20 protein-coding genes are annotated in these 23,024 nt (G+C 36.2%); 13 read left to right on the forward strand and 7 right to left on the reverse strand.

Features of this window, described 5'->3' with window-relative positions; all coding sequences use genetic code 11:
- Positions 1–58: 58 nt before the first annotated feature.
- Positions 59–886, reverse strand: a complete 828-nt coding sequence (nadE, locus tag ACSLUO_RS02915) for an NAD(+) synthase (RefSeq protein WP_448246028.1) — start codon at positions 884–886, stop codon at positions 59–61.
- A gap of 483 nt (positions 887–1,369) precedes the next feature.
- Here nadE and ACSLUO_RS02920 point away from each other — a divergent pair, with 483 nt between their 5' ends.
- Complete coding sequence (locus ACSLUO_RS02920) at positions 1,370–1,708, forward strand: P-II family nitrogen regulator (protein WP_448246029.1); 339 nt, start codon at positions 1,370–1,372, stop codon at positions 1,706–1,708.
- Between the two features lie 90 nt (positions 1,709–1,798).
- Here ACSLUO_RS02920 and bamD read toward each other — a convergent pair whose 3' ends face one another.
- The gene (bamD, locus tag ACSLUO_RS02925; RefSeq protein ID WP_448246030.1) at positions 1,799–2,557 is read right to left on the reverse strand and encodes an outer membrane protein assembly factor BamD; all 759 of its coding nucleotides are present in this window, start codon (positions 2,555–2,557) and stop codon (positions 1,799–1,801) included.
- Between the two features lie 143 nt (positions 2,558–2,700).
- Between bamD and rluD the strand changes: the two genes are divergently transcribed.
- From rluD to clpB, 3 genes are all read left to right on the forward strand, one after another.
- The gene (gene rluD, locus ACSLUO_RS02930; protein ID WP_448246032.1) at positions 2,701–3,675 is read left to right on the forward strand and encodes a 23S rRNA pseudouridine(1911/1915/1917) synthase RluD; all 975 of its coding nucleotides are present in this window, start codon (positions 2,701–2,703) and stop codon (positions 3,673–3,675) included.
- Complete coding sequence (gene pgeF, locus ACSLUO_RS02935; protein WP_448246034.1) at positions 3,656–4,447, forward strand: peptidoglycan editing factor PgeF; 792 nt, start codon at positions 3,656–3,658, stop codon at positions 4,445–4,447. Before rluD ends, pgeF begins: the two co-directional genes overlap by 20 nt.
- A gap of 155 nt (positions 4,448–4,602) precedes the next feature.
- Positions 4,603–7,179: an ATP-dependent chaperone ClpB gene (gene clpB / locus ACSLUO_RS02940; protein ID WP_448246036.1), complete on the forward strand. Its 2,577-nt coding sequence runs from the start codon at positions 4,603–4,605 to the stop codon at positions 7,177–7,179.
- 129 nt (positions 7,180–7,308) lie between these two features.
- Here the strand turns inward: clpB and ACSLUO_RS02945 are convergent, their stop codons facing one another.
- Positions 7,309–7,764, reverse strand: a complete 456-nt coding sequence (locus ACSLUO_RS02945) for a DUF4124 domain-containing protein (RefSeq protein WP_448246038.1) — start codon at positions 7,762–7,764, stop codon at positions 7,309–7,311.
- A 224-nt stretch (positions 7,765–7,988) separates the two neighbouring features.
- Here ACSLUO_RS02945 and pssA point away from each other — a divergent pair, with 224 nt between their 5' ends.
- Complete coding sequence (gene pssA / locus ACSLUO_RS02950) at positions 7,989–8,843, forward strand: CDP-diacylglycerol--serine O-phosphatidyltransferase (protein ID WP_448246039.1); 855 nt, start codon at positions 7,989–7,991, stop codon at positions 8,841–8,843.
- Positions 8,844–9,154: 311 nt separating this feature from the next.
- Here the strand turns inward: pssA and serA are convergent, their stop codons facing one another.
- From serA to ACSLUO_RS02970, 4 genes are all read right to left on the reverse strand, one after another.
- Positions 9,155–10,384 (reverse strand): phosphoglycerate dehydrogenase, encoded by a 1,230-nt coding sequence (gene serA, locus ACSLUO_RS02955; RefSeq protein WP_448246041.1) that lies wholly within the window; start codon positions 10,382–10,384, stop codon positions 9,155–9,157.
- Positions 10,385–10,458: 74 nt separating this feature from the next.
- On the reverse strand, positions 10,459–11,118 hold the full coding sequence (gene rpiA / locus ACSLUO_RS02960; RefSeq protein WP_448246043.1) for a ribose-5-phosphate isomerase RpiA: 660 nt from the start codon (positions 11,116–11,118) through the stop codon (positions 10,459–10,461).
- A gap of 244 nt (positions 11,119–11,362) precedes the next feature.
- A complete protein-coding gene (locus ACSLUO_RS02965; RefSeq protein WP_448246045.1) occupies positions 11,363–12,091 on the reverse strand; it encodes a 5-formyltetrahydrofolate cyclo-ligase in 729 nt (242 codons plus the stop codon).
- A 45-nt stretch (positions 12,092–12,136) separates the two neighbouring features.
- Positions 12,137–13,708, reverse strand: a complete 1,572-nt coding sequence (locus ACSLUO_RS02970) for a peptide MFS transporter (RefSeq protein ID WP_448246047.1) — start codon at positions 13,706–13,708, stop codon at positions 12,137–12,139.
- Between the two features lie 409 nt (positions 13,709–14,117).
- On the opposite strand from ACSLUO_RS02970, the gene ACSLUO_RS02975 reads away from it, so the two are divergent.
- The 8 genes from ACSLUO_RS02975 to ACSLUO_RS03010 all read left to right on the forward strand — a co-directional run bounded on the left by ACSLUO_RS02975 (position 14,118) and on the right by ACSLUO_RS03010 (position 23,024).
- Entirely contained in the window at positions 14,118–16,820 is a 2,703-nt protein-coding gene (locus tag ACSLUO_RS02975) for an SLBB domain-containing protein (protein ID WP_448246049.1), read from the forward strand.
- A 130-nt stretch (positions 16,821–16,950) separates the two neighbouring features.
- Positions 16,951–17,991, forward strand: a complete 1,041-nt coding sequence (gene wecA / locus ACSLUO_RS02980; protein WP_448246051.1) for a UDP-N-acetylglucosamine--undecaprenyl-phosphate N-acetylglucosaminephosphotransferase — start codon at positions 16,951–16,953, stop codon at positions 17,989–17,991.
- A gap of 178 nt (positions 17,992–18,169) precedes the next feature.
- Complete coding sequence (gspG, locus tag ACSLUO_RS02985; RefSeq protein ID WP_448246052.1) at positions 18,170–18,574, forward strand: type II secretion system major pseudopilin GspG; 405 nt, start codon at positions 18,170–18,172, stop codon at positions 18,572–18,574.
- The gene (locus tag ACSLUO_RS02990; protein WP_448246054.1) at positions 18,574–20,235 is read left to right on the forward strand and encodes a GspE/PulE family protein; all 1,662 of its coding nucleotides are present in this window, start codon (positions 18,574–18,576) and stop codon (positions 20,233–20,235) included. Before gspG ends, ACSLUO_RS02990 begins: the two co-directional genes overlap by 1 nt.
- Positions 20,235–21,440 (forward strand): type II secretion system F family protein, encoded by a 1,206-nt coding sequence (locus tag ACSLUO_RS02995; RefSeq protein WP_448246055.1) that lies wholly within the window; start codon positions 20,235–20,237, stop codon positions 21,438–21,440. The genes ACSLUO_RS02990 and ACSLUO_RS02995 overlap by 1 nt, the downstream gene beginning before the upstream one ends.
- Before the next feature lie 3 nt (positions 21,441–21,443).
- Complete coding sequence (locus ACSLUO_RS03000) at positions 21,444–21,899, forward strand: prepilin-type N-terminal cleavage/methylation domain-containing protein (protein ID WP_448246057.1); 456 nt, start codon at positions 21,444–21,446, stop codon at positions 21,897–21,899.
- Between the two features lies 1 nt (position 21,900).
- Positions 21,901–22,338, forward strand: a complete 438-nt coding sequence (locus ACSLUO_RS03005) for a PilW family protein (RefSeq protein WP_448246059.1) — start codon at positions 21,901–21,903, stop codon at positions 22,336–22,338.
- The gene (locus tag ACSLUO_RS03010; protein WP_448246061.1) at positions 22,335–23,024 is read left to right on the forward strand and encodes a PilW family protein; all 690 of its coding nucleotides are present in this window, start codon (positions 22,335–22,337) and stop codon (positions 23,022–23,024) included. Before ACSLUO_RS03005 ends, ACSLUO_RS03010 begins: the two co-directional genes overlap by 4 nt.

Consider the following 23,024-nt stretch of genomic DNA (forward strand, 5'->3'; position numbering starts at 1 on the left):
AGTCTCCTTAATTAACCCTTTATTCGTTATAGCATTGTTTCTAATCGGTGGCTATTTTTTAGTCATAAATAGTAGGGATTGGCGCACGTTTGTGTTGCGTTCTTTTATAGATATTAATAATGTTTTCTTCTACTTCTTTTGAAACCGCTTTACCTTCAAGAAAATCATCTAGTTCATCGTAAGAAAGACCCAAGGCATCTTCATCTTTTTTACCGGGATCTAATTCTTCTAAATCAGCTGTCGGTGCTTTATTGATTAATAACTCAGGTGCGCCTAAAGCTTGTGCTAATGCGCGTACTTGACGTTTAGATAAACCAAATAAAGGTGCTAAATCGCAGGCACCATCGCCCCATTTAGTGAAAAAGCCGGTAATGTTTTCAGCCGAATGATCGGTACCTAAAACTAAACCGCCTAAAATACCGGCAATATGGTATTGAGTTACCATACGGGTGCGTGCTTTTACATTGCCTTTTGAAAAATCTACTTGAGCATCACTGGCGTTTAATAAATTATGCTCAGATAAAGCATTGAGGGTTTCGTGATGAATGCCATCAGCACCGGCTTTAATATTGGTGGTAACACAATGAGAAGGTTGGATAAAGGATAAAGCGAGTTGAGCATCATCTTCATCAGCTTGCACATCAAACGGTAAACGAACGGCAATAAATTGATAACCAGCTTGTTCTTGATTTAATTCATCAACGGCTAATTGAGCTAATTTTCCACAGGTTGACGAGTCAACACCACCACTGATCCCTAACACTAACGTTTTTAAACCAGAAGCTTGCAGCTGTTTTTTAATGAAGTTAACGCGTTGGCGAATTTCTAACTGAACATCAATTTGAGGTAAAACTTTCATTTCTGCAATGATAGTGCGCGGATCCATTTTTCATTCCTTCAATAACGTAATTTAGCATTAGGGTCTGTTTATCTTTGTTTAATAATTCAGCTGAGAGAAAAAATCGTTTTAATCAAGGCTGAAATTATGTCGTTTAGTCATCTAAACCAATAATTTTTAACGCCCAGTAAAGCGATTTTAGCCTCAGCCCTCAGTGCAATGGCTATTTTGTGCGATATCAGCATTAGAATTTCACTCATTTGGAATTCACTCATTTGAAATAAGCAAACAACCTTCATTCTGCTTTGCTATCACTTAAAATAGCCTATTGCTGAAAATATAAACAAAGAGCAATAGACCCTAATAGTTTACTTAAATGTGCTTTGCTTTGATAGAGCTTGGTGATTTTTCTTATCAGGATAATATGATCTGAAATAAATAACTAAGCTGTTGTGATAAATAGATATTCTCAATAAATAATAATTAGGGTAGTATCGAAATACATAATGTCATTTAATAAAGTGGTGGAAAATGAAAAAAATAGACGCAATTATCAAGCCGTTTAAAATGGACGATGTCAGGGAAGCACTAAGTGCGATTGGCATAACGGGAATGACAATGTCTGAAGTTAAAGGCTTTGGACGACAGAAAGGTCACACAGAGCTTTATCGTGGGGCTGAGTATCAGGTAGATTTTTTACCTAAAATTAAAATAGAAATTGTTGTCGCCGATGAAGATGTAGAGCGTTGCTTAAATGCTATTGCTGAAAGTGCCAATACTAAAAAAATTGGTGATGGCAAAATATTTGTCACCAATGTTGAGCGCGTGATCAGAATAAGAACAGGCGAAGAAGACGACGCAGCTATTTAATTAACCTGAGTTTAGCTTAAATATATTGAAGCGGATAAGCAAAAAGCCAGCAGTAATTGCTGGCTTTTTAGTTTTACGGTACTAATGGATTTATTTTATTAACGGATTATCAGGATAACTTGCCGCTAATACTTGTTTCGCATTTGTTAATAAATCGGTTAATTTTAACTTGCTGTAACATTCAATCATAATTTCAAGCGCTCTTTCCATTTCAGGGCTTGGTGAAAAATGCTCTACTATGTAACGACCTCTATTAGCTGCAGAAACCCAAGCTTCACGCTTTAAATAATAATCAGCTACTTTTAACTCATATTGCGCTAATCGAGATTTGATGCCGATCATACGTTGACGAGCATCTGCGGCGTATTTACTTTCAGGGTAATCATTAATAATGGTTTTAAAATCGCTAAAAGCATCTAATGACGGCTTCGGATCTCGGTCGCTGCGATCAATACCGGCAAATTCTTGGAAAAGATTTTTCTCTTGCGATAAGTTGATCAACGCACGCATATAATAAACATAATCAATACTTGGATGATCCGGATTTAGTTTTAAAAATCGATCGGTTAACGCAATACCTTGATCAGCATCACCACTTTTATAATAAGCATAAATAAGATCAAGCTGTACTTGATGTGAAATTGGCCCGTAAGGAAAGCGAGAATCAATTGCTGACAATATCTGAATGGCTTTTTGATACATGCCTTTATCAAGTTGCTCTCTGGCATCAACAAACAATGATTGCGCAGATCTGTCGGGTACTTTATCAATATCTTCTTGGGTTGCTGAGCAGCCGGCTAGGCCAATGGATAGTGCGATTAATAATACTTTAATGGTCAAATTTTGCATAAACTTCAGGATCACTGCTTTGTTTTTGTTAAAAATAAATATGAAACCCTTTGCATAAAAGGGTAAAATGCACTCCGGCATTCTAACCTAGCAAACCAGCCTTGCACAGAGATATTTCTGTAAAAGGTATCAATGAGAAATTAATGGCTGAAATTATTCAACACACTGATCTAGTTCCCGATTCATGCATGGGCAAACGTTTAGACCAAGCACTGGCAGAAATGTTTCCTGATTATTCACGTTCACGTTTAAAAGATTGGATCTTGGCGGGCAAAGTTGCTGTTGATGGTACGGTTATCACTAAAGCGCGTGATAAAGTTTATGGCGGCGAGTCCATTTGCATTGATGCGGAAGTAGAAGCTGAAATTCGTTTTGAAGCGCAAAATATCCCACTAAATATTGTTTATGAAGATGATGATATTTTAGTGATCAACAAACCCGCTGATTTAGTGGTCCATCCAGGTGCCGGTAATCCTGACGGTACTGTACTTAATGCGCTATTACATCATTGTCCGCAATTAGATGTAGTACCAAGAGCCGGTATTGTGCATCGTTTGGATAAAGACACTACCGGTTTAATGGTAGTAGCAAAAACGATTGCCGCACAAACTAACTTAGTAGAAGCCTTGCAGTTACGTGAAATTACCCGTGAATATGAAGCGGTTGCTAATGGCATAATGACCGCTGGTGGTTTAGTTGATGAACCTATTGGCCGCCACAGTACTAAACGTACCCATATGGCAGTAACGCCATTTGGCCGTCCGTCAGTCACTCATTATAGGGTAATGGAAAAATACCGTTTACATACCCGTTTACGTTTACGCCTTGAAACTGGCCGTACCCATCAAATTCGTGTTCATATGTCGCATATTACTCATCCACTAGTGGGTGACCAAGTTTATGGTGGCCGCCCAAGACCACCAAAAAATGCGACACCTGAGTTATTAGATTATCTACGTAATTTCAGACGCCAAGCACTGCACGCAACTATGTTGTCGTTATATCATCCTATTACGGGCGAACTTATGACTTGGCATGCAGAGTTACCTGATGATTTCAAAAAATTAGTTGCCTTATTGCAAGAAGATAATCAGCTTAATGCCGTTGAAGAATACTAACGCTATTCACCCGATTGATTGGCCAATTCATAATGTCTTGGCCTTTACTACCACACGTCATTCGCCTGAACCTGCTTCGCCTGACTTTAGTTCAGCAGCACCTTTTAACCAATTCAATTTAGGTTTACATGTTGGTGATGATGCCACTCAGGTTGAAAAAAATAGGCAACAACTATTAAATTACCTGCCAAGCAATACCAAAATTCAATGGCTTGAACAAGTACATGGTCACCACGTACACCTAGCTAAAACATATTCACCAACGCCGATTATTGCTGATGCTCAATATAGCCAAACTAAAAACTTAGCCTTGGCAATTATGACCGCAGACTGTTTACCTGTTTTATTAGCTAGCCATAATGGTAAAGAAATAGCCGCTATTCATGGTGGCTGGCGACCTTTAGCACAAAATATTATTGCTAAAACGCTAAGTTGTTTTTCTACTCAGCCAGAGCAAATAACTGCTTGGCTAGGCCCTTGTATTGGTGACGAAGTATTTGAAGTTGGAGCTGATGTTTATCAAGCATTTATTCAATGTGATGCCATTTTTGAGCAAGCTTTTAAGTTAGTTTCACCGTCACAGGCAATCAATAAACCAACAGCAAAATATCTAGCGAACTTAGCATTACTCGCAACTATTCAATTACAGCAGCTAGGCATTAAAAACATTATTAATCAAAGTGTTTGTACCTATAGTAATCCAGCTGATTTTTTCTCTTATCGTCGAGAAAATATTACTGGTCGAATGGCATCGATTATTTGTTGTAAATAAGTTTGAATTTGTACCAGATCAAATTTTACGCTTGAAATAACAATAAACTCCCCCCATTTTAAAAATAACCATTAAGTAAATGACTTAGCTTGTCGCTACGGTAACTGAGAGTCGAAACTTAATTAGAATTTAGAAGATGGCGTAGGAGATAAATTATGCGTTTAGATCGTTTCACTCAAGCTTTTCAAGTTGCTATTGCAGATGCTCAAACCATTGCATTAGGCAAAGATCATCAATTTATTGAGCCAAGCCATATTATGCTGGCTTTGCTTAATCAAAATCAAAGCTCGGTTATTCCGCTATTAAAAAGTGCGGGTATCGACTTATATTCACTTCGTCAAAAAGTAGAACAAATTCTTAACGAACTTGCCCAAGTTGAAGGGGCTGGTGGCGATGTGCAATTGTCAGCAGCTACCGGTAACTTACTCAATTTATGTGATAAATACGCGCAAAAAATGGGTGACAGTTTTATTTCTTCGGAATTGTTTTTATTAGTAGCAATACAAGATAAAGGCGCTTTAGGGCAGGCATTAAAAGCGTTAGGTGCCACTGAGCAGCGTCTTAAAGATGCGATTGAACATATTCGTGGTGGTAAAAAAGTGGATGATCAAAATGCTGAAGAAAAACGCCAAGCGTTAGAAAAATTCACTATTGACTTAACCGAGCGTGCAGAGCAAGGCAAACTTGACCCTGTAATTGGTCGTGATGATGAAATTCGCCGTACCATCCAAGTATTACAACGTAGAACCAAAAATAACCCCGTATTAATTGGCCAGCCTGGTGTAGGTAAAACTGCAATTGCCGAAGGTTTAGCACAGCGTATTATCAATGGCGAAGTACCTGAAGGATTAAAAAACAAAAAAGTACTATCTCTTGATATGGGCTCGCTCGTTGCAGGCGCAAAATACCGCGGTGAATTTGAAGAAAGATTAAAATCAGTGCTGAGTGAGCTTGCGCAGTTAGAAGGACAAGTAATTTTATTTATTGATGAATTACATACCATGGTTGGAGCTGGTAAAAGTGATGGTGCCATGGATGCAGGGAATATGCTAAAACCTGCACTTGCGCGTGGTGACTTACATTGTGTTGGAGCAACAACGTTAGATGAATATCGCCAGTACATTGAAAAAGATGCGGCATTAGAGCGCCGTTTCCAAAAAGTGTTAATAGATGAACCAAGTGTTGAAGACACCATTGCGATATTACGTGGTTTAAAAGAACGTTATGAACTTCATCATAATGTTGAAATTACCGATCCGGCGATTGTTGCTGCGGCTACTATGTCACATCGTTATATCAGTGATCGTCAATTACCCGATAAAGCGATTGATTTAATTGATGAAGCAGCGTCAAGCATTCGTTTACAAATGGATTCTAAACCGGAAGAACTCGACAAACTTGACCGCCGTATTATTCAGTTAACGCTTGAGAAAAAGTCGTTAGAGTTACAAAAAGACGCTTCATCAAAATCACGTTTAGCATTAATTGAGCAAGAAATTGCCGAAAAGCAAAAACACTATGATGAATTAGATGAAATTTGGACAACTGAAAAAGCGGCTATTCATGGTTCTCAAACCATTAAAGAAGAACTAGATCAAGCGCGTAAACAGCTTGAAGTGGAATCTCGTGCCGGTAATTTAAATGCCATGGCAGAATTACAATACAGCAGAATTCCGTCATTAGAAAAACAGCTCGACCTTGCCAGCCAAGCTGAAATGCAAGAAATGACGTTATTAAAAAATAGAGTTACCGAAGCTGAAATTGCCGAAGTACTTAGCCGTGCTACCGGAATTCCGGTGGCTAAAATGCTAGAGCAAGAGCGTGACAAATTATTAGCGATGGAAGACGCTTTACATAGCCGAGTGATTGGACAAACAGAAGCGGTTTCAGCGGTATGTCATGCGATCAGACGTTCACGTGCTGGCCTTTCTGATCCAAATCAACCGATTGGCTCGTTTTTATTTTTAGGGCCAACAGGGGTCGGTAAAACAGAATTAACCAAAGCACTGGCCAACTTCTTATTTGACACCGAAGATGCCTTGATCCGCATCGATATGTCTGAATTTATGGAAAAACATTCGGTTGCTCGTTTAGTTGGTGCGCCTCCTGGTTATGTCGGTTATGAAGAGGGCGGTTATTTAACTGAAGCGGTACGCAGAAAACCTTATTCAGTGGTGCTATTAGACGAAGTGGAAAAGGCACATCCTGATGTGTTTAATATTTTATTGCAAGTACTTGATGATGGCCGCTTAACGGATGGCCAAGGGCGTACCGTTGATTTTAAAAATACCGTTATTATCATGACCTCAAACATTGGCTCTGACATTATTCAAACATTTGCCGGTGATAAAGAATACGATGCTATGAAAGCAGGTGTTATGGTGGAAGTGGGTAACCATTTTAAACCTGAATTTATTAACCGTATTGATGAGTCGGTAGTATTCCATCCATTAGTTGCTGAGCAAATTCAAGCCATTGCTGGTATTCAACTGCAAATGTTAGCAAAACGCTTAGCAGATAAAGAGCTTACCCTTGAAGTGAGTGATGCCGCCTTAGCATTGATTTCAGAAGCTGGCTTTGATCCCTTATTTGGCGCACGGCCACTAAAACGGGCGATTCAGCAGGGTATTGAAAACCCATTAGCACAACAAATTTTATCGGGTAACTTTAACGAAAAAACTACCGTGGTGATTGATGTTGAAGACGGAAATTTAGTCTTTCATTCAAGCTAATTTTATCTCAGCAGAATTAAGCTAATTTAATCTCAATAGGATTAAATTGTTAAACATAAAAGCCCTGAGCAAGTATAATTGTTCTGGGCATTTTAATTTAAGTAGTACACTAAAAGTGCGTAAAAATACCTATTTTTTACAATAAACTTCTACTTGTTTTTCACTTAATGCCAGCTGCTGATTTTTTTCGGTTTCACTTAATACTTTAGCTTGGCCTTCGGCATCAATGTATTGCACGTTGTCGAATGCCATTAATGTTCGAATATTCGCTCTGGCTTCTTGGCAGCGTTTTTCCATGGTATTTTCTATTGCTGTTTTTTCATCAGCTTCATTGATTGACTCAATGGCTTTTGTGGTTGCATTTTCATTGGGCTGAGGTACGTTCTTGGCTGCAGAATTAGATTGTTGATTATTTTTTGCCATTTGAATGGTGGTGTAATTATCGTGTTGTGGCTGATGTTGGCTAAAATGTACCACGTTATTTTGGTCTACCCAGCGATAAATAACGCTATTTTGGGCGATTACATTGCTTGCCATCAAAATAAAAGCCAAAGGAATAATGCGTTTAAATAATGAGTTTTCCATTTGTACACCTAAAGTAAATATTGCTTAAATAATCGAGAACACGGTTTAGCAAAACACTTTCTTCAAGAAAAAAGAAAGATTTTTGATCATAAAAGCATGGTCCTTAAGCTTTTATAACAACAACCGCGTCAGTTGACAAATATTAACAGTAAATTCATATGCCAATTGCATGCAATATGTTAAATTAACGCTAATTTTTAACAGTATAGACAGTGGCTTGATTAATGACAGATAAGCAACACAATGAAAATTCGCCTAACCGTGGTATTTACCTTCTTCCTAACTTATTAACAACGGCGGGTTTATTCTCCGGTTTTTACGCCGTTGTTTCATCAATGAATGGACACTTTGAAAGTGCTGCCGTTGCTATTTTTATTGCGATGATTTTTGATGGTCTTGATGGCCGAGTTGCTCGCATAACCAATACACAAAGTGCTTTTGGCGCAGAATACGACAGCATGGCTGACATGGTTTCATTTGGTATTGCGCCAGGTTTAGTGGCGTATAACTGGGCGTTATCAGGTATGGGGAAATTTGGTTGGTTAGCCGCGTTTGTTTTTGTTGCTGCCGCCGCATTACGCTTAGCCCGTTTTAATACTCAAGTAGGTGTTGCTGATAAACGTTACTTCCAAGGTTTAGCAAGCCCAGCCGCTGCCGGTGTTATTGCCAGTATTGTTTGGGTTGGCGCTTCTTATAAAATAGATGGCCAAGCTTATGGTTTTATTATCGGCCTTGTTACTATAGTTTCAGGCTTATTAATGGTAAGTAATTTTCGATACAACAGCTTTAAAGAAGTTAACTGGAAAGGCCGTGTTAATTTCTTAGTGGTATTATTGATTGTACTAGTGTTTGTAATTGTTGCCTCAAGCCCGGAAAATGTCTTGTTAGCCATATTTACTTTATACGCTTGTTCAGGCCCAGTAACCACTATTCGCAGTGTTAAAAAGCTCAAACTTGAACATGTAGTAGGCGACGATCAAGACGCTGATTTTAATGAAACAGCAACCTCAGACAACAAACAAGCTAAAGCTGAACCAGAATCAGCCGAACAAGTTAAACCTGCGGAAAATAAGAAATAAGCTTAGCGTTTTGCTTGAAGCTTAAAGCTAGAGGCTGCTTTAACTTTCAGACTTGGATTTTTAACTCAAATTTTATCTTCCAAATACAAAAACGCAGCGATTAAGCTGCGTTTTTTAATGCTTTGAATTTAACACCAATTAGCCAATCCTTAAAACCTAAACCCGCCTCCAGCTTCTAGCTTTTCAGCCTAATACATTCACCGCCGAAAACAAAAAACGTAGCAATTAAGCTACGTTTTTTAATGTTCAGAACTGGAGTCAGAAACTTGAAAGCTAAACCCGCTTCAAGCCTCCAGCCTCTAGCCGTTTAATTAATGCAAAATTCTCGCACGAATTGTGCCGTCAATTGCTTTTAACTTTTTCAACGCAAGGGCGCTGTTTTCAGTTTCAATATCAATAACTACATAACCAATTTCAGCATCTGTTTGTAAATACTGAGCGGCAATGTTGACGTCATTATCAGCAAACGCTTGGTTAATTTTAGTTAAAATACCAGGCTGGTTTTTATGAATATGTAATAAACGGCTAGCGTTGGTGTGCTCAGGTAATGAAACTTCAGGGAAGTTAACTGCTGATAAAGTTGAACCATTATCAGAGTATTTCACTAACTTGCTTGCTACTTCTAAACCAATGTTTTCTTGTGCTTCTTTGGTTGAACCACCAATGTGAGGCGTTAAAATAACATTGTCGAAACCACGTAATGGTGACACAAATTCTTCGTCGTTACCTTTTGGCTCAACTGGGAATACGTCAATGGCGGCACCGGCAACTTTTTTGCTTTCTAAAGCTTCAGCAAGGGCAGGAATATCAACAACTGTACCACGAGAAGCGTTGATAAATATCACGCCATCTTTCATAGCGTCAAATTCAGCTGCGCCAATCATGTTTTGAGTTTGTGCTGTTTCTGGTACGTGTAAGCTAATTACGTCAGACTCTTTAAATAATTGAGTTAACGTTTGGCATTGGCTAGCATTACCTAAAGGTAATTTAGTTTCAACATCGTAAAACTTAACTTGCATACCAATGGTTTCAGCTAAAATACCTAATTGCGTACCAATGTGGCCGTAACCAATAATACCTAAGGTTTTACCACGTGCTTCCACTGAACCCACAGCAGACTTAAGCCATTCGCCGCGATGTGCTTTAGCACTTTTTTCAGGAATACCACGAAGTAATAATAATAATTCGCCAATCACTAATTCAGCAACTGAACGAGTATTTGAAAACGGTGCGTTAAATACTGGAATACCACGAATTTGCGCAGCACCAATATTTACTTGGTTTGTACCAATACAAAAACAGCCAATTGCTACCAGTTTTTTCGCATGAGCAAGAACATCGTCAGTTAACTGTGTACGTGATCGAATACCGATAAAATGCACGTCAGCAATTTTTTCTTTTAATTCATCATCAGATAATGATGTTTTTAAATATTCAATATTGGTATAACCCTTTGATTTAAAAGTTTCTACCGAACTTTGATGCAAACCTTCTAGCAATAAGATTTTAATTTTATCTTTCGCTAATGACTTCTTACTCATAACAAATTTTACCCTTTTAGATGGCTAGATTGCTAAAATAACATATAGAGTCGAAACTCTAAAGTGTTATTTGCTTATTTCAGTACAATTTGAGCGCCTTGTTCACTGCCTATAATTAAGACATCGGCGCCTCGTTCCGCAAATAAACCATTGGTAACAACACCTGCAATGGCATTAATTTGCGACTCTAATTTTATAGGATCAAGGATCGCTAAATTATGAACATCAAGAATAACATTACCGTTATCAGTAACTACTCCTTGACGATAGACGGGATCACCGCCTAATTTTACTAATTCTCTGGCAACATAACTGCGTGCCATTGGAATAACTTCTACTGGTAAAGGAAATTTACCTAACACGTTTACTTGTTTTGAACTGTCAGCAATGCAGATGAATTTTTTAGCTACGGCAGCAACAATTTTCTCACGAGTAAGCGCTGCGCCACCACCTTTGATCATTGCCATGTGTGGAGTAATTTCATCGGCACCGTCAATATAAATATCAAGGTCGTCAACCGAGTTTAAATCAAATACTTCAATACCTAAGGCTTTTAGGCGCTTTGTTGATTCGTCAGAGCTTGAAACAGCGCCAACAATATCATCTTTGCGTGTAGCTAATGCCTCAATAAAATGATTAACCGTTGAACCTGTGCCAACACCAATAATAGTATCTGATTTCACAAATTCTAACGCTTTTATAGCGGCTGCTTTTTTCATTTCATCTTGAGTCATAAATAACCTGCTCGATATCGCAAAAATAGTTACAAAAAATATTGTAATAATAGTTCAAAATTAAGGAGCGCGATTATAACAGTGATCTTTGTCTGTGTAGATTAATCTTTTCTAAAATATGCATATTTTTTGATATGTTTTATAAGAAATTTATACAGACAATAACTTTGTTAATTACTAATTCAATATGCAGCAATATTTTTAAATTATCGCGGGAACATTCTACATCCCCTAAAAATAAAATTTAAAAAGTATAATGGTTATCAGGTGTGATAATCGTTGGCAAAGGTACGTCCCAAAGCTCAGTTGGTAGTTGCTCAACTTGTTGACACTGATGCGCTAAGCCAACCACCGCTGTTGGTGCGTTTAATGCTGCTTCTATTTTCTGGTTAGTACTATTGGTACTAGCTTGTTGGGCAGAACGGTATTCAGCAAGCTTAGCTAAACTGATAATGTTTAACTTTGCTAACGTGCGATCATAAAAACCGCCTCCCATACCTAACCGGTTACCTTGATCATCAAAAGCGACTAATGGCGTGAAAATAATATCTAAGTCATGAGCAGGGCACAGGGTTAAAATATTCAACTTAGGTTCAGCAATGCCATATTGGTTGTTTACCGTAGTGGTAGTGGGCGAATACCGTAAAAACAATAAATGCCCTTTACTAAACGGGTGAATAACGGGTAAATAAACCTCTATACTCGGTTGATTGTTGTGCTTTTGTTGTTGCCCATACTGCCAGCACCAATCAATAAAAGGCTGTGGATTTAACTCGCCATCATTAGCTAAATAAATCGCTAATTTAAGTGGAGCTTGTACCGTTGCTTGTTCTGCTAATGGTAAAATATTTTGCTGTAAGCGCTGGGCTAATGTTTTAGCAAAAACTGATTGCTGCTCATAAGATAAAGCCGCGCGTTTTTGCCGAATACGTTTTCGCCAATCACTACGTGTTAACGTTAAATCACTGTTCATTAGGTTGTTAACTCATTAGCTCATTAGGTCATTACTTTAATAACATTAATTCGCTTTAGCGCTATTTGTTGAAGTATCGTTTGTTGAGCTATCCGTTAGCGCTTCCCAATAACGTGTTTTCAACGCCACTAATAAAATAACAATGGCAATACCAATACTGAATAATGAAATTTGTAAATATAATGCCGGAATTTGTTCAACATTGTTTGGATCATAACTACCTGCTAATAAACCGGAAATAATATTACCAATAGAATAGGTTAATACAAAAATCCCCATCATTTGACCAGCAAAGCGTTTTGGTGAAAGCTTACTAACCGCACTTAAAGCAATAGGGCTTAAACATAATTCACCAACCGTATGTAAAAAGTAAGTAGTAACTAACCACATTGGCGCTACTTTTAAACCACTGGCGGCATGTTGCGCGGCAAAAAACATCACCACAAAACCTAAAGCCATAATAATAATACCGGCAGCACATTTTATGCCGTAGGCTGGTGTCACCATACGCTTAGCAAGGTTTATCCAAAAAGCGGCTAAAAATGGCGATAAAATAATAATAAATAAAGAGTTAGTGGTTTGAAACCAAGGCACAGGTATTTCAAAACTACCTATCATTCTGTTGGTGTAATCTTGGGCAAATAAGTTTAATGACGAACCTGCTTGTTCAAAACCAGACCAAAAACACGCGGAAGCAATGCACACTAATAATAATGCTAATAAGCGTTTTTTCTCATTAGGTGTTAAAGCCCCTTTAAAATAAATTAAGCCATAATAAATAACAAAAATACTCGTAAAAATATAAGCGACATTTTCAGCAACAATACGTGGGTCAAGCGTAAGTGAGCCGCTAAATACCATGGTTGTGATCACTACCACTAATAATAAAAACGCAATAATTATTGCCCAGCTAGTTTGCGTGGCTTTTGCTGATAATGGAGAAGGAGCCGTTGCGGCAACCCCATTTAATGCTGAACTACTGAGTTTATATTGGATAAGACCTGCCGCCATACCAACAGCTGCGGCGCCAAAGCCATAATGCCAGCCATAGTCTTGAGCTAACCAACCGGTCACGGTGTAACCGATAATGGCACCAATATTAATGCCCATATAATAAAGGACATAACCACTGTCGCGGCGGGTGTCGTTATCAGCATATAACTGACCAACCAAGGCACTAATGTTTGGCTTTAATAAACCGGTACCTAAAGTGACAAAAATCAAACCAACAAAAAAGGTTTTATCATTAGGTATGGCTAAAATAATATGGCCTAACATAATAATAATGCCGCCATACCATACCGCTTTTTGCCCACCAATTAAGCGATCAGCTATCCAGCCGCCAGGTAAACCCATAAAATAAACCGTACCTGTATATAAGCCATAAATAGCTGTAGCTGAAATAACCGTAAGTTCTAAACCTCCTTCTTGCAAAGTTGCGGTCATAAATAGCACTAACAAAGCTCGCATACCGTAATAACTCATGCGCTCCCACATTTCAGTAAAAAATAATGTTTTTAAACCTAACGGGTGGCCGAAAAAGCTAGCAGAGTTTTTATCGTAAGAAGAGCTGCTCTCTATTGAGTTAGAACCTGAATTCGTAGAAGTAGAGTTCATAAATTACCTAAATGCTTAAATACACAATGAATGATTAGAGGAATATGAGATAAACCATAAGTTATAAAGTTATACCGTTGCTAATTTTTAATGGCAAGGTAATCGTTGAAAAAGTTGCAATTATTAAAGTAACAAAAACAAAAGTAATCAAAGGTTTTTCTTATTACTAATAATGTAAATATCGTTATTTTGATAACATAATCACACATCAAATTACATAAAATTACAATTACGAATTAATTCATAGTTATATATCTATAACCATCAAATAGCCCTTTGCTATATAACCAATTACTGCTAGAATCTGCGCACTATAAATATAGCCTTGTTGTTTTTAATGTTATTTTAAATAACGAGCGTTGTACCTCTAATTAATAATTTAGCATGACATAGGATTTCGTTAGGCCGTATGAAACAACTTTTTTTTAAAATTCTTCGTAATTCATTGTTTAGTATAATTACAGTTTTAACTATTGTTTTTTCAATTTCTGCCTTATCTGCTCAAGTGACTCAAGCTCAAATTGAGCAATTTAAAAAATTGTCACCAGCACAACAAAAGTCATTAGCTCAGCAAATGGGTATTAATTTACCAAGTTCAAATGAAACGTTACCGGTTAATGATCTACCAGAACAAGTAACGGACTTTACTTCTAAGCCAGAAGATGAAGAAGTAGATGAAGCTGAAGATGAATTTTTAAATTCAGGATCGCAAAAAAAACTAAAAGCATTTGGTTATGATATATTTTCTAATGCACCAAGTACTTTTAATCCGGTAAGTAATATTGCAATTCCTGAAGGTTATATTATAGGTGTTGGGGATCAAGTAACGTTACAAATTTTTGGTAAAGAAAATAATCAGTTTATACTCGATGTTACAAGAGAAGGCCAAGTCATCATTCCTAATTTAGGGCCGTTTCAAGTGGCAGGTTTGTCATTCAATGAGATGAAACGTTATTTAGTTAGTCAAATTAAAGAACGTATTATTGGGGTGGATGCTGTTTTGAGCCTGTCGCAATTAAAATCGATCCGAGTGTTCGTTTTAGGAGACGCATATAAACCAGGCCCTTATAACATTAGCTCATTATCAAGTATAACCCATGCACTTTTTAGTGCGGGTGGGGTAAGTGAGGTTGGGTCTCTTCGTAATATTCAATTAAAGCGTTCGGGTAAATTAATTCAAACTTTTGACATGTATGATCTGTTAATAAAAGGTGATTCAAGTAAAGATGTTTTACTGCAATCTGGCGATGTGGTTTTTGTTGAAACAAAAGGAAAAACAGTTTCGGTAGCTGGTAAAGTTAGAAGGCCTGCCATTTATGAATTATCTGATAGTGATAATATTGCCAATGTTCTAAATATGGCAGGAGGAGTTTTACCAGATGCTTATAAAGAATCTGTGATGGTAGAGCGTTTTGACGATAGTTTGAGAACGATAATAAATATAGACTTAACCCAAGCAGAACAAGTTAATCAAATTGCTAAAGATGGTGATTATATTAATGTGATGGAAAAGTCACAAATGTATCATAAATCAGTTACTTTAATTGGTGCAGTGAGTCGGCCAGGAAAATATCAATGGCAGCAAGGTATGACAGTTGCTGGGTTGATAAAAGATTTAGATACAAGTATTTTGAAACATGCAGATCTAAGTTATAGTTTGTTAGTAAGGGAAATTGATTTTGCAAGAAATATAGAAGTTTATCAGTTTTCATTGGCAGAGGCTTTGTCTGACAGTAACTCTAATAACCTAATATTAAAACCTAAAGATAAGTTATTAATTTTTTCACGGGTAGAAAAGCTTAGTGAAGAGGAAGCAACATTAGACAAATTAGCCTTTACCCAAGAAGATTTATTTATTAAAGAAAAACAATTAGCTAAAGAAAAATTTCAAGATGAAGAGTTTTGGAATAAATATGGAGGTAACTCAAATTTAGCTGCAGGATTGAAAAATGAATCTATTATTGATAATGACAATACATTTGATCATTCAGTTATGAATATTGTTGCTTCGGAAGAAGCAGAAGTTGCTAGCCAGCATCAATCGCTTTTTTCACGTCATCGGTTGTTAGCTCCTATTATTAAGCAATTGATTAGGCAAAGTTCCTCAGGAAAACCGCTACAGTTAGTTGAAGTTGATGGGCAAGTTAAATTCCCTGGCACTTATCCTTTAGCTGTTAATACTAAAGTTAGAGATCTGATAATAGCAGCCGGAGGGGTTACTGAATCAGCTTATTTGGAAAGAGTCGATTTGACACGAAATAGTGTTAGTAACTTAGAAGCAAAAAAAGAGAATATCCAACTTAATTTAGCGAATGCGTTAACAAAAAGTAAAGAAGACAACATATTATTAATAAGTAAAGATCGATTACATATTCACCAAATACCTTCATGGTCAAAAAATCATGTGATTGAGTTAAAGGGGGAATTTGTTTTTCCTGGAAAATATACCATTCAACGTGGAGACAGTTTATCTGATATTATCAAACGAGCAGGTGGTTTTACTGACTTTGCTGATATAAAAGGCTCAGTATTTACCCGCGAGAAACTTAAAAAATTAGAAAAAGAAAACATTGTTAGATTGGCCGAAGATTTACGTATTGAATTCGCATCTAAATCTTTAACAGAAGATGGTTCCGTACCTTATGTAGAAGCGACGAAACTCCTGAGTGATTTAACAACGTTAGATCCAGTAGGCCGTTTGGTTATCGAGCTTGATAAAGTGATGGAAGATAATAATTATAGTGTATTACTTGAAAGTGGTGATGTGCTCTATGTTCCTTCTAAAAAGAATTCAGTGAATGTTATCGGTCAGGTACAAGTGACCTCCTCGCATATTTATCAGCCGACTTTAACCGCTATAGACTATATAAATAATAGTGGTGGTATGAAAAAACGTGCTGATACCAGTAGGATCTATATAATATCCGCTAATGGGTCTATCCAAGTGCTTAATGATAGTGGTTGGTTTTCTAATTCTTATACCGTTGCTCCTGGAGATACGGTGGTCGTACCACTGGATTCTGATTACACAGATAGTCTTACTATGTGGTCAACAGCAACAACCATTCTATATAATACTGCTGTAGCCGTGTCTGCTATTAATGGTTTGTAGCGAGTAACATTCCTTATTACATACTATTAGTAAGGGATTTTGTGGTTACTATTTATTAAATAAAGATTCATAAAAAAGATTAATGTATGAAAATTTATCAATGTTACAGAAATGTAATTAGGGAATTATTGTGGAACTAATTATCTTGACACTATCCGCTTTTCTTTTTGCTTTTATTGCTATTAAGCTTTTAAAGCCTGTTGCGGTTGAAGTAGGTTTGGTTGATAAACCGAACGAAAGAAAATTACATGCAGGCCATATTCCTTTGGTTGGCGGTATTTCCATATTTATTGCTGTACTTGCTGCTAGTTTATTATGGCTTCCGAATACAATTGAGCTTCGAATGTTTTTAATCGCATCAGCTATGATGGTATTTATTGGAGCATTGGATGATAAATATGATATTAGTGTGCGAGTAAGAATTGTTGGCCAAATTATTATTGCGAGTTTGATGATTTATGGTGTTGGTGGCTATATTTCAAATCTTGGAGACTTGTTTGGCTTTGGTCAAATAAATTTAGGTGTTTTGGGTATATTTTTCACTTATTTCGGTATTGTTGTTGTCATTAATGCTTTTAATATGATCGATGGGATGGATGGTTTAATTGGCTGTTTAAGTTTAAATACTTTTAGCTCAATCGCTATTTTATTTTTAGCGAGTGGAAATACTGAATATGTCAGTTATCCGTTAATTATTGCAACGGCAACATTACCTTATTTAATGTATAACTTAGGAGTTTTTAGAAAACAAACTAAAAAAATATTTATGGGTGATGCTGGGAGTATGTTTATAGGTTTAAGCGTAATTTGGTTATTATCTATGGGAACACAAGGTGATGGGGCTTCCTTTCGTCCAGTAACTGCTTTATGGATATGCGCTATACCGTTAATGGATATGCTTGCAATCGTTATTCGAAGAATAAAAAAGGGACTTAGCCCCTTTAAACCAGACAGAGATCATCTTCATCATATATTAATGAAATCCGGTTTGTCTGATAGACAGGCTTTATTGTTTATAACGGTAACCGCTGTTATATTTTCGGTAATTGGGCTTTTGGGTGAGGTTTATATGATTGCTGAGTGGCTAATGTTTATTAGTTTTATTATTTTATTTGTATTTTATACTCAATTCATTAGGTATGTATCAAAGAATGCTAACTTTTTTAATTAAAATAGTTATAAAATAGCATTATGTGAAAATAATAGATAAACAAAACTTTATTTAACATCGTTGTTTATGTATTTTAGGATTAGTTTATTAAGTATTAAAGTCATAAATTGATGGGATTACTAATATTAGTGATCCCATTTTTATATCGTTAGAAAGATAAGTTATTCATCGAGGGTATATGCGTTTACTAAAAAAAGATCAAGGTTTTACATTAATAGAGTTACTTATAGTTATAGTTATATTGGGGTTATTAATGTCTTTAGTTGCCCCTAAAATGTTTTCAAAAGTAGGCTCGTCAAAACAAAAAACAGCTTTAGCACAGATGCAGATGTTACAAACATCTTTGGATACCTATCGACTTGATTTAGGTGATTACCCGTCTACATTAAATGAGTTGATACAATCCACTAAAAAAAATTGGGATGGTCCATATATACCTAAAAAAATTCCTGAAGATCCATGGGGTAATGATTATTTTTATCAATCTCCTGGCCCTAATGGCGAGGAATTTATCCTGATTAGTTATGGCAAAGATGGTCAAGTTGGTGGAACAGACGAAAATGAAGATTTGGTGCATGAATAATGTTACAACTCGAATCAATCTTGCAAAAATTTGATGTTTCAAATGAAGATTTAGATAAAGCTAGAGCCTATCAAAATAAATTTGGTGGAGCATTGGAACGTTTACTTATCAATATGGGGAGCCTATCGGAAGATAGCTTACCACATATATATAGCCAATTATTAAATGCTCCAATATTAACAGTTGAGGATGTTGAAAACTGGCACCCACCTACTATTAAAATTGATTTAAATATAGATTTTTTAAAGGATAGAGGTTGGGTTGTATATGGCAATAAAGATAATCAATTAAACTTTGCTACTTTAGCTCCATTGAACTGGGAAGTTATTCAATATTTACAAAGTTGTCATATTGATTATGTGTGCTCAATTATCACTGATGCTGAATTTGAACGTTTGTTACTTGCTGGTAACGAAAAATTAGAAAATCTATCCGAAGATTTTAATTTATTATCTGATTTAGAAGAAGATAAGCTTCGAGAGCTTGCTAGTGAAGCACCTACGGTAAACTTGTTAAATTCGTTGATATCTCGAGCATTAAAACAAGGTGCTTCAGATATGCATCTTGAACCTCATAAAGGGCGTTATAGAGTTCGCTTCAGGGTTGATGGTGTATTACATGAAGTTGAAACTTTACCTGTGCGTTTACAATTGCCGATTATATCTAGATTGAAAATACTAGCTGACATGGATATCGCTGAAAAGCGTCGCCCGCAAGATGGTAAAATAGAAATGAAAATATCTAATATTGGTTTGGATATTCGTGTTTCAGCATTACCATTAAATGATGGCGAAAGTATGGTTTTACGTTTTCTTCGTAAAGACGCTATACAATACGATATGAGTGTTTTAGGACTATCTCCAGATATTGAAACTAAAATAAAAGAAGATTTAACACATACGGCAGGTGTTGTTTTATTAACCGGCCCTACGGGTAGTGGCAAAACTACAACTCTTTATACTTTTTTAAATGAATTAAATAATGACGATGTAAAAATTATTACACTTGAAGATCCTGTTGAATATCAACTTGAAGGTGTTAATCAAGTACAAGTTAAGCCTGAATTAGGTTTTGATTTTAGTTCAGGTTTACGAAGTATCGTTAGGCAAGATCCTGACATTATCATGATTGGTGAAATTAGAGATAAAGAAACCGCTAGAATTGCTATGCAATCAGCCCTTACAGGGCATTTGGTTTTTAGCACTGTACACACGAATGATGCCCCTAGTGCATATACACGTTTATTAGATCTAGGGGTTGAAGAGTTTCTTTTAAATGCTGCGTTGGTTTCTATTATAGCTCAGAGGTTAGCTCGAAAAGTTTGTGAGCATTGTGCTACTCCGAATGCAAACGCAAGTGCGTTAATTGAAAAATATCAATTATCTGAATTAGCTGAGCGGAGTAACATTAGTAATATAAGATTGTTGACGGCCAATGGTTGTCAAGAGTGTGCGAATACCGGTTATAAGGGAAGAATGGCTGTAATAGAGTATTTACGTTCCGATCAAGATATTAGAGCAATGCCTAAAAATGAACAATTTATCACTAAAGCTAAGAGTTATAATGCAACTATCGGTGGAAGAAATTTATTAGAAGATGGCTTAGTTAAAGCGATGAATGGGTTAACAACAATTGATGAAATCATCAGGGTTTGCGGTTAATGGCTATTTTTGTATATCAAGCTTATGATAGCCATGGTGGCCATATTGAGGGCGAAATTGAAGCTAGTTCGTTTGAAAGCGCGAAGCTGGAGTTAAAACAACAAAAGTTAATTATTACATCGCTTAAAGAGCATAATAGCAATAGAATTCAAAATAGTGTATTTGAACGTAAAACCGTTAGTTTAGATGAATTAGAGTTTATTACCTCAGAATTAGCTATATTGTTAAAAAATGGCGTGAAAATAGACAAAAGTTTATCCATTTTACAAAAGAATAAGCCCAATGGTCCATCGTCACGATTGCTGGGAGAGTTATATACTGCGGTTAAACGTGGTAGCGTTTTATCAGATGCGATGTCTGAACATCCAGAAGTGTTTGATTTGTTATATGTGAATTTAGTTAAGTTAGGGGAGGCAAGTGGAGACCTTGCTTATGTCTTTGGAAAACTATCCGCAGATCTTAAATTTCGTAGCGAATTAAAACGGAAAATTATTCAGTCTCTTACTTACCCAATGGTTATTTTTTCTGTTTGTATTCTCTGTATCTTGTTTATCTTTAATTATATCGTACCTCAAATGAGTGGATTATTTGAAGGTTTAGCTGAGTTACCTATTTATACAGAAATATTACTTAATGTAAGTAGTTGGATGCAAAACTATCAGTGGTTTCTTTTTATCGGGGTTGTGATTGGTTTTGTTGGTTTAGTTGCGGCACTTAAAAACCCCGTGACTAAAAGAGTATTAGATGAATTTATGCTAAAAATTCCATTTATTAAGAATGCATTATTAGTTATTGAAAGAATTCGCTTTAATTCAGCACTTACTATGATGCTTGAAGCTGGTATTTCGATAGATAAGGCACTTGAATTATCAGCAGACAGTGTTCGAAATCGGCATATTCGTCAAGGCTTAATAGCAGCGAAAGAACATATTAAAAAAGGTGCAGGTTTAACTCAATCTTTAGGTAGGAGCCCTATTTATCCAGATTTTTTTCTGTCCTTGCTCGAAGTTGGTGAAGAAAGTGGAAAACTCTCTCCTGTTTTTGAAGAAATAGCATCGCGATCTCGTAGTGAGTTTGAGAGTTGGGCTGATAAAATGACTTCAATTCTTGAACCATTGTTAATTTTAACAATGGGTGGAATTGTAGGAAGTGTTGTTGTTACTATGCTGTTAAGTATTATATCGGTAAATGATTTAGGCTTTTAATCTATGTTCACAACAACGAGGCGAGCTACGAGGTTAAAAGTAAAAGGTGTTACATTAATTGAGTTACTTGTTGTTATTACGATTATGATGACAATGATAACTTTAGTTGGGCCTTTAGTTATTAATACAATTAATAAAGCTGAAGCACAAAGTGAATACTTATCATTTTGTGCAACATTACGCAGAGCCAGCACAAAAGCGTTTGTGAATGGCTCAGGTATATTAATTGAATTACAAAATGACACATTGCGCGTGCTTAAATTACCGGTAAAAGCTTTCCCTAATTTAGATGATATCACTGAAGAGCAATTGACTTTTGAGAAAAAGTATAAATATTTAAATTTTAATGAGTTAGAGTTTATTTTTAATAAGAATGGTATGCCAAATATCTCGACAATAAACTTAAAACAACGAGAAAAAAATCGAGAGTTAAATTTAATTAACTTACTAGAAAATTAATATGACTGCTCCTAAATTTTTGTCTGCAATCAATAATCAAAAGGGCTTCACACTTATTGAAGTGTTAGTTGCTTCATTTATCCTTTTTTTAGTTATTTCTACCATGACTATGGTTTATCGAGGCGCAATGCTATCAAGTTTTAAAGCTGAGCGAACTTTGAAATTTGTAGCATTAGTAGCTCCAATTACTGAAAATATTCGTCTGGAAATTAAGGATTCTTTGAGTCAAACTCAATTATCTGGAAAAGGAACTATGGGGGAAATAACCTATAGCTGGAATGCCGTTACAATACAACAAGCCAAAGCTCCGTTAATATTTGATGCAGCATTAGATGAGTTGTCATCAGGTGACAAAGTATACAAATTGTGGGCTGTTACTATGGAGCTTAAGTTAAAAACAGCTGTAAGAGAGTACCAGTTTAGCGAGGTTACTTGGTGAAACGTAATCAAGGCTTTACCTTAGTTGAGATGCTAGTCTCAATGGTCTTATTAAGCATGGTACTGCTAATTGCATCAGGAGCATATTCATTATTTAGTGATCGTTGGAATGGAAGGTTAGGGCATTTTAATCAATCAATGAAAACGGCAAAGCAGCTCATACTTGTTCAAGAATCGTTAAAAAGCATTATATCTTATGTTGTTACGAACAAAACCAAAGAACCGAGTTTATACTTTGAAGGTAACAGAAATGGTTTTGTTGCAGTAACGTTACGTTCGTTATTTAATCCTGAAACGGCAGCCGTTATTAGACTTCAAGTTATACAGAATGAAGATTTTTCTTACCAATTAATTTACCAAGAATCTACAATGGTAGAGCAATTACTGATTAATTTAGAGCAACCAATAAATTTTGGCGATCCAATTGTTTTATTTGATAAATTAAAGGATGTAAACTTTCAATACTTTGGCTGGCCATCAACAGAAAGTAAGTATTGGACACCGGATAGCCCATTAGAGGAACCTAGCCCTCAAGCCTGGTTTGATGAATACAATTCGTTAGAAATTAAATTGCAACCTGAACAAATAAAAATCATGTTTTCTTCGGATAAAGGCGACTTTTTACTTCATACACAATTAATGGATTCGATTCCAAACATGCTACACCGTTATGCCGTTGAAGAATAA

Source organism: Thalassotalea agariperforans (assembly GCF_053470345.1).